Origin of the sequence: Okeania sp. SIO3B5, assembly GCF_010692555.1 — a bacterium.
Classification (GTDB): domain Bacteria; phylum Cyanobacteriota; class Cyanobacteriia; order Cyanobacteriales; family Microcoleaceae; genus Okeania.
Genome location: NZ_JAAHHG010000463.1, coordinates 1 through 7,942, shown reverse-complemented (window position 1 = coordinate 7,942; position 7,942 = coordinate 1). Strand labels below are relative to the sequence as shown.

The following is a 7,942-nucleotide window of genomic DNA, read 5'->3' as shown; positions in this document are numbered from 1 at the left end:
AAAGGAGTCAGGATTAAAACTGTCAGAAGTAAAGGTAATTTTGATATCCGACATGGGGATAAAATCTTGTCTGTATCTCGAAATCATATCCAATCCATTCACAGAGGAGATGGATACAATTACTCGTGTTGAGTAGATTTTTTCTAAGAGCTAAGTATCTGTTTGCAGAGCATTTTGTCAGGAAACGCTTTTCTACCAAAAGAATTGGGTCTAGAACTCTGCCTTTTAAGGCGAAATATTTTTGGAGGGTTGCTCACGCATTCTCGTTACAAAAATAACTTCTAACTTCTGACTTTTGACTTTTGACCTTTGACTTCGTTAACTCTCTGTTCCCTGTTCCTTCCAGTTTTGACACTCCACGGGATAAATCCGCGTGGATTCTTCAGAGGAGTTGTAAATCGGGTTAAAACCTCGATTTTCACATTGCTCGCAACAACCACATTGCCAGTACCGTACCGTAGTACGTATACAGCAGCAGTCCACTAGGCAGTGTCAATTGCCACTACTCTCTCCGGCCAAAAGACCATTGAGGCTACTTTTTAAGTTTAAGGTTAATTATAACACATTTTTTGACTACGGATTAAAATCCGTCGAGTCGTTTCCATCCACCGCTTAAAAGACGGTGGTTTCCCACTTACCGAAATTTTACGATGAATTATCCACGACCTCCTCGTAACTCTCAAACTCTCTTGGGTAATATTACCCAGATGGTTCAAACTATTCATGCCAATGTTAACTTTTCCCGACTAGCACTGAGACCTAATGCTAAAGTACCCGAACTCTGGATACAGGAAACAGAGAATACTCCAGCTAAAAAATATCCTCTTTTGGGCGATCGCTATTTACTAGGCCGCTCTTCCCAAGCTTGTGATATTGTCATTCGTAATCCCCTGATTAGTAAAATTCATCTGTCTGTCTCCAAAAATACTAATAAATCTAAAGCTCCTTATGTAGTTAAAGACGAGAATTCTGCTAATGGTATCTACAATGGGAAAAAACAAGTTTTTCGTCTGTCTCTACGTCATGGCGATGTTCTAACTTTAGGACCACCAGCATTAGCTGATACTGTTAAAGTTCGGTATGTAGACCCTCCTGCCTGGTATTTTCAAGCATTTCGTTATACTGTCTTCGGCCTTTCTGGATTAACCGCTTTAATCAGTTTAATGATTCTACTTGAATGGACAAAATTTCAGGTGGACCCTTTACCTAATCCAATTACTGGCCCAGTAGTTGTCTATGCTCGTGATGGACAAACTCCTCTACGTCCCACCTACAGAAATGCCCATTATGAATTAGGACGCATATCTAAATTCTCTAAATATTTACCTGATGCAGTTATTGCTTCTGAGGATAGTCGCTTTTATTGGCATTTTGGCGTAGACCCCATCGGAATTATCAGAGCAGTATTGACAAATTTGAGGGCAGATGGTATTAGCCAAGGAGGAAGTACAGTAACTCAACAATTAGCAAGAAGTATATTTCGTGGCTATGTAGGTACAGAAGATTCTCTGGGTAGGAAAGTACGAGAGGCAATAGTATCTTTAAAAATAGAGGCTTTTTATAGTAAGAATGATGTATTATTAAATTATCTGAATAAGGTTTATTTAGGGTTAGATTTATACGGGTTTGAAGATGCCTCTAGATTTTATTTTGGTAAAAGCGCTCAAGATTTAACTTTATCAGAAGCAGCAACATTAGTAGGAATTTTACCAGCACCTAATACTTTTAATCCCGTAGAAAATTATCAATTAGCTATAGAAAAAAGAGATAGAGTAATTTATCGAATGCTCAGTTTGGGGATGATTGACCAACAAGAAGCAGATAGAGCTAGACGCTCGCGGGTAGACATTAATCCTAAAGCTATACAAATTTTTCAAGGTACAATAGCACCTTATTATTATAGTTATGTATTTAGTGAACTGGAAGAGTTATTAGGAGAAAAGTTCGCTAGAGAAGGAAATTTGATTGTTCAAACAGCTTTAAATCCTGAAATTCAAACTAAAGCAGAAATAAGTTTGAAAGATGCAATTAACAATGCTGGTTCTTATGCTAATTTTTCTCAAGGCGCTATAGTCACAATAGACTCTAAAAATGGAGAAGTCATTGCCTTGACTGGAGGTGCAGATTATCAACAGAGTCAGTTTAACCGGGCGACTCAAGCACAACGTCAACCAGGATCTACTTTTAAAGTCTTTGCCTATACTGCTGCTTTGGAAAGAGGGATACCACCAACAAAAATATATTCTTGTAGTTCCATGAGATGGATGGGGCAAACTTACGGAGGTTGTCAACGCAGTGGCGGCAATACAAATATGTACACTGGAATAGCACTTTCTGAAAATGTGGTAGCTTTGCGAGTTGCTCAACAAGTGGGTTTAGGTAATGTCGTCAGGATGGCAAAGCGTTTAGGGATTAAATCTAAGTTAGATGCTGTACCAGGATTAATATTAGGTCAAAATGAAGTTAACGTCTTAGAAATAACTGGCGCTTATGGAGCGATCGCTAACCGTGGAGTAGGAAACCGCCCTCATACCATTAGAAAGATTATTGATAGTAGCGACTGTAGCGATCGCGATAATATCTACACTTGTCGTTGTATTTATTCCTATAATTCAGATCCAAAGTGTGAAACCTCTAAAAAGGATGAAGCTAACCGCCAAATATTAAAACCACAAATAGCAGATACCATGACTCAAATGCTCCAAGGAGTAGTGCAAAATGGTACTGGTAGTGGAGCTTATGTAGGATTAGATGAAGCTGGTAAAACGGGTACAACTAATAGAGGAGTAGATTTATGGTTTGTTGGTTATATTCCTAACAAAAGTATGGTGACAGGTATTTGGTTAGGAAATGATGATAATTCTCCTACTTATAGCAATAGCGGACAAGCGGCTCAGTTATGGGGGAATTATATGAAAAAAGTTGTAGGGGAGTAACGAAGTTAGAAGTTGGAAGTCAGAAGTCAGAAGTCAGAAATTAAATTCTTACTTTCAGGAGTTAGTTAGGATAGAACTTTAATGTAATTTTCAAATACTAATAAAACAAGTATGATCGATGAATTTTTAGAACTTATTTCCATAGGAAAACCATATTTTATTGTAATTAATACAATTTATAAAGTAATAGATAATTAATAATTAATAATTAATAATTGATAATTAATAATTAATTATTAATAATTAGGGTTTGCGTATGGAAAGTTTTTTGGTAAGGGTAGGAGCCAGAATCCAGAATCGGTGAATTCAGGAGAAATGGGAATTATAGAAGAAGTAGTCAGAAGAATCGTCCCAAGATTGTTCTGCCATAATCGTCCCAAAATACTAGCATTCATGAACTTTTTAAACCGAAAAGCTTGTACTTTTTTCGACAAAAAAGGCTGAAACCAATATCAGTCAATGCTTTAATATTTAATCAGCAAGCCCTAATTAGAGATAGTTTTCCTATTCATAAAGAATATTAAAACCCACATTCCGCACGTCATTTTGTAGTATTAAAAGTAGTATATATTTTCTATTCTTGGTAAATATTTATACTGTATAAATTACTTCTCAAAAGTCAAATTCTCAGTTAAGTATTAAGTATAAATACTTACTAAATTATTGACTCCTATTGACCACTATAATTTTCTTCTTACTTCTTACTTCTTTATTTCTTAATGCATGACTTTTGAATGCATGACTTTTGATATCAAATCCGTTTAATTCGGTATAAAAAAATATTCCATCTTCACCCAGAGTGGAAATAGTTCTGAGTTCTCTTCCCTTCTAAATTCTGGATTCTAAATTCTGGATTCTAAATTCTGGATTCTGAATTCTGGATTCTGGATTCTGAATTCACTATCTTATTACACCGATGCTACCGGATTTGATATGACTTTTGACTTTTGACTTTTATTTTTATGCTACGTTTTGTCGTGCGGAATGTAGGTTAAAAAGGTGGTTTTGATTATTCCTGATGAAATTATAAAAGCTAGTTGTGTTATCAGAAAATGAACTGTTAATTGAGATTGTTTTGTTACTCTTTCAGCAGGAAAAAATTAGCTTGGGAAAAGCAGCAGAATTATTAAATATGTCGCAGATTAGTTTTCAAAAGTTGATGGCAGAGCGTGATATTTGTATTCATTATGATGTGGCATAATTGCAGGAATACATTCAGCATTTGAAGGCTAAAGGGTGGTTATGATTGTTTTCAACAATTAATAATTAATAATTAATAATTAACAATTACCTCTCCTTTGCTGCAACAAATTTCTCAAAATAATTGGGTCGCGCAACCCCGCCTTTTAAGGCGAAATATTTTTGGAGGCTTTCAAATCCCCGTTACAAAAATAACTTCTGTATACTTTTAATTCTGTGAAATTTATCAATTGCTTTTTTCTCCTTTTTGATAAGGTAATAAAGCTAATAGCTGATGGCTGATGGCTGAATGCTAACTTAAAACCTCTCTTTTCAACCCCTTTAAAATAGCCAAAACCGTCACTAAATCATCCCCTCGTCTTAAGCTAAATTCATCAGACAAAGCATACTCAAACTGTTCCCCTTTTACCAACTTTAAAAAGATAAAATTACTGCCATTAGTCACCAGTCCAAACAAAGACTTATCTGCATGAGGACTTCCCAACATATAAGCTAAACATTGAGGAATACCTACCTCTAAAGAAAACCCCGATCGCTTAGACTCAATAACCAAAACCCAGAAGCGGTCTTGTAATACCAAAACATCAATTCTACCCCGAATAATTAACCCTTTATCCTTCTCTTCAATCTCTATAGAACTCTCGGCAGTGTTATAAAAAGGAGGTAAATAAAACCCTGCTAAATCTAACAAAGGAGACACTACCACCATTTTAACCATATCTTCTACCATGGGACGCATCGCTAAATTAAAATAATTATTTTTAACCCGATGCAATTGTTGTTTTTCCCTTTCATTAATCTCTGGTAAATCATCTTGCCATTCCCTAAAAAAAGCAGGATTTTCACTCAATTTAAAATTAAATTTATCTATCAAATCATAAAGCGTAACTCGTTCTGCTTGTATTGTTTCTGTCATAATATTTGATAAATCTTTGCTACAGATATTTAGGTTACTGCTTAGGAGTCAGGAGACAAAAATCAAGAGTCAGAATGAATAGGTTTGATACCATTTTTTATGAGGAATTTCCTAGCTGAGAGAGGGAACAGGGAACAGGAAAGAGGACACGGGAAGTTAATAGAATGTATAATTAATTTTACTTGAACTTACTTCAGATTTTCCAATTTAATCCGAGGATCTACAGCTTTCAACAACAAATCAGCCAATAAATTACCCACAATTAACATCAAAGCACCCATCATTAAACTTGCCATAACTAAATATAAATCCTGATTTCTTACCGCTTCTAAAATTAAAGTTCCTAAACCAGGCCAATTAAAGAAATATTCAGCTATAAACGAACCACCTAATAAACTAGCAAATTCAAATCCTAATAATGTGATTAAAGGGTTAATGGCATTTCTCAAGGCATGAACATAAATCACTCGATTTTCTGGAAGACCTTTAGCTCTTGCAGTTTGAATATAATTTTGTCGCAAAACATCTAATAATTGTCCCCGCATTAACCTCTGTAAACCAGCAAAACTGGTAATGCTTAAAGCAACAGTTGGCAAAATCATGTGCCAACCCATATCTAAAATTTTACCCACAAAAGATAGTTCATCATAATCAATACTTTGCATTCCTCCTACTGGTAATAAAGGAGAAAGATTTTGAGCTAAAAATAATAATAATAGAGCAGTAATAAAACTAGGAAAACCTTGACCAGTGTAACTAATTAATTGGAGAAAACGGTCTAAAAAACGGTTTTGATTAACTCCAGCAATAATACCAAGAGGAATAGCGATCGCCCAGGTCATTATTAAGGAAGAAATAGACAAAAGTAAAGTTGCTGGTATTCGCTCCCATAATAGAGCTGCCACTGGTTGTTGAAAGACAAAACTCCTACCAAAATTGGCACTGGTAATAATTTGTGTTAGCCAACGTAAATATTGTTCTAAAGGCGACTTATCCAAACCAAACTGTTGCTCAAGTTGTTTAATAGTATCCTGAGAAATTTGAGGATTTTGACTTAAAGTATCTATATAACTACCTGGAGCTAACTGAATTATGGCAAAACAAAGAGCAGAGGCCAGAAATAAAGTCAAAATTGCTTGCAATAATCTCTTGAAAACATAAGCAAAAGTTTCACTGGCAATTAGTTGTTTTAGCTTGTTATACTTCAATTTTCTATCCACAAAACTAATATGAAATACGTCAATTTTTGCTGCAAAATATTGATAGAGAAATGGTTCATTAATGGATAATTGATAATTAGGGCTTGCTGATTAAATATCAAAGCATTGACATATAAAGACAAGTGCCTTTTTGGGGCCTTTAAAAAGTGCGCCTGTTTCAGCTCTTAATGCTCAAAAAGTTAGTATTTTAGGCGCATAGTTGGAGAGAAAATTATTCTTACAATTCTTACTCCTACTTCCTTTAAGTACCCATTTCTCCTGTCTCCTGTCTCCTGTCTTCCCCTCCTGGGAGGGGTTAGGGGTGGGTTGTCTCCTACCCTCACCCATAAGACTTTTTCAGCAAGCCCTAATTACCTCTTATATCAAATCCGCTTAATTGGACATAAAAAAATTATCCAATTGCCATAACTACGCTCATCTTGTCTTATCTTTCTTCTCCTGAATTCTGTTTGCGGAGCATTCCGTAGGAAATTCAGAATTCAGAATTCAGAATTCTAAAGACTTAACCATTCTATGGCTGTTTAACCGGATTTGATATTAGAGGTTGTCTGAGAAGTCCCATTTGCTAAATTAAAGCCCCCTAAATCCCCCAATTTTGGGGGACTAGAGCAAGCAAATTGACTCTTCCCCCAAAGTTGGGGGGCTAGGGGGGCAAAATTAAGTATCAAAAAACTTTTCAGATATCCTCATTAGATTAGAACTACTCCCTACTCCCTAACCTGACTCTTCCTGTTTATTCCGACTAAGAAACAAGGTCTCAAACTTCCAATTTCAAGGGAATAAAAAAAGAAATTTCCGATTTTCTTGCCTTCTGCCTATTTCTGGAAGTACTGATAACTGATAACTGATAACTGATAACTGAAATTAGTATTCAATCAAACTAATAATTGGCACTTCAGGCAATTTCTGACGCCCTCCTAAATCTTTTAACTCAATAACAAAGCCAAACCCTACTAAATTACAATCTGCTTTTTCAATTAATTGAGCTGTAGCTGCTGCTGTACCACCTGTAGCTAATAAATCATCAATTACTAAAACCCTACTGCCTGCTGCCATGGCATCTTGGTGCATTTCCAGCGTATCTTGGCCATACTCTAAATCGTAAGTAACTGAATATACTGCTGCTGGTAATTTTCCCGGTTTACGCACTGGTACAAAACCCACATTCAACTGATAAGCTAAGGGGACACCAAAAATAAAGCCCCGGGATTCTATACCCACTATATAGTTTGCTTGAAATTCTGAGCATTTTTCCGCCAAAATGTCAATAGTATAACGTAAACCTTCTGGGTCACTCAGAAGAGTAGTAATATCTCGAAATAAAATTCCTGATTTGGGAAAATTGGGAATTTCGCGAATTAAATTTTTTAAGTCCATTTATTTAAGTCAAAAGTCAAAAGTCAAAAGTCAAAAGTCAAAAGTTATAAGATTTAGATAAATTCAAAAAAATTCCTCAGTAGGAAAAGTCGGGAGTAGGGGCGTTGTAAGCATTCAGCTATTAGCTGTCATCTATCAGCAACAAGAGTGTTTCTTTTAAGGACAGTGTTTAAATTAAAATAGACTTTAAGGGCAAAGGAGGCAACTTTTGTCGTAAGACAATTAAATATTGCTTTTCTACTAAACTAAAAGCACTCTTCTGATAGCTGAAGTCCGCAGTTCCTCCGGTAGGA

5 protein-coding genes are annotated in these 7,942 nt (G+C 35.6%); 2 read left to right on the top strand and 3 right to left on the bottom strand.

The annotated features are described in order from the left end of the window. Positions 1-650 precede the first annotated feature (650 nt). Both F6K54_RS35540 and F6K54_RS35535 read left to right on the top strand, forming a co-directional pair. On the top strand, positions 651-2,936 hold the full coding sequence (locus tag F6K54_RS35540) for a transglycosylase domain-containing protein (RefSeq protein ID WP_293088470.1): 2,286 nt from the start codon (positions 651-653) through the stop codon (positions 2,934-2,936). 1,039 nt (positions 2,937-3,975) lie between these two features. Further along, positions 3,976-4,137: a UPF0175 family protein gene (locus F6K54_RS35535; protein ID WP_366558324.1), complete on the top strand. Its 162-nt coding sequence runs from the start codon at positions 3,976-3,978 to the stop codon at positions 4,135-4,137. A gap of 291 nt (positions 4,138-4,428) precedes the next feature. On the opposite strand, the gene F6K54_RS35530 is transcribed toward F6K54_RS35535, so the two are convergent. The 3 genes from F6K54_RS35530 to F6K54_RS35520 all read right to left on the bottom strand — a co-directional run bounded on the left by F6K54_RS35530 (position 4,429) and on the right by F6K54_RS35520 (position 7,649). Further along, positions 4,429-5,052 carry a restriction endonuclease subunit R gene (locus tag F6K54_RS35530; RefSeq protein ID WP_293088468.1) on the bottom strand — a complete coding sequence of 208 codons (624 nt, stop codon included), beginning with the start codon at positions 5,050-5,052 and terminating at the stop codon, positions 4,429-4,431. Positions 5,053-5,240: 188 nt separating this feature from the next. Beyond that, positions 5,241-6,260 carry an ABC transporter permease gene (locus F6K54_RS35525; RefSeq protein WP_293088467.1) on the bottom strand — a complete coding sequence of 340 codons (1,020 nt, stop codon included), beginning with the start codon at positions 6,258-6,260 and terminating at the stop codon, positions 5,241-5,243. An 876-nt stretch (positions 6,261-7,136) separates the two neighbouring features. Then, positions 7,137-7,649 carry an adenine phosphoribosyltransferase gene (locus F6K54_RS35520; RefSeq protein ID WP_293088465.1) on the bottom strand — a complete coding sequence of 171 codons (513 nt, stop codon included), beginning with the start codon at positions 7,647-7,649 and terminating at the stop codon, positions 7,137-7,139. Positions 7,650-7,942: the final 293 nt, after the last annotated feature.

What these genes read in the sequence shown, in the direction of transcription:
- F6K54_RS35540 (WP_293088470.1), top strand. Translation starts at nt 651, where the DNA reads ATGAATTATCCACGACCTCCTCGTAACTCTCAAACTCTCTTGGGTAAT.
- F6K54_RS35520 (WP_293088465.1), bottom strand. Translation starts at nt 7,649, where the DNA reads ATGGACTTAAAAAATTTAATTCGCGAAATTCCCAATTTTCCCAAATCA.
- F6K54_RS35530 (WP_293088468.1), bottom strand. Translation starts at nt 5,052, where the DNA reads ATGACAGAAACAATACAAGCAGAACGAGTTACGCTTTATGATTTGATA.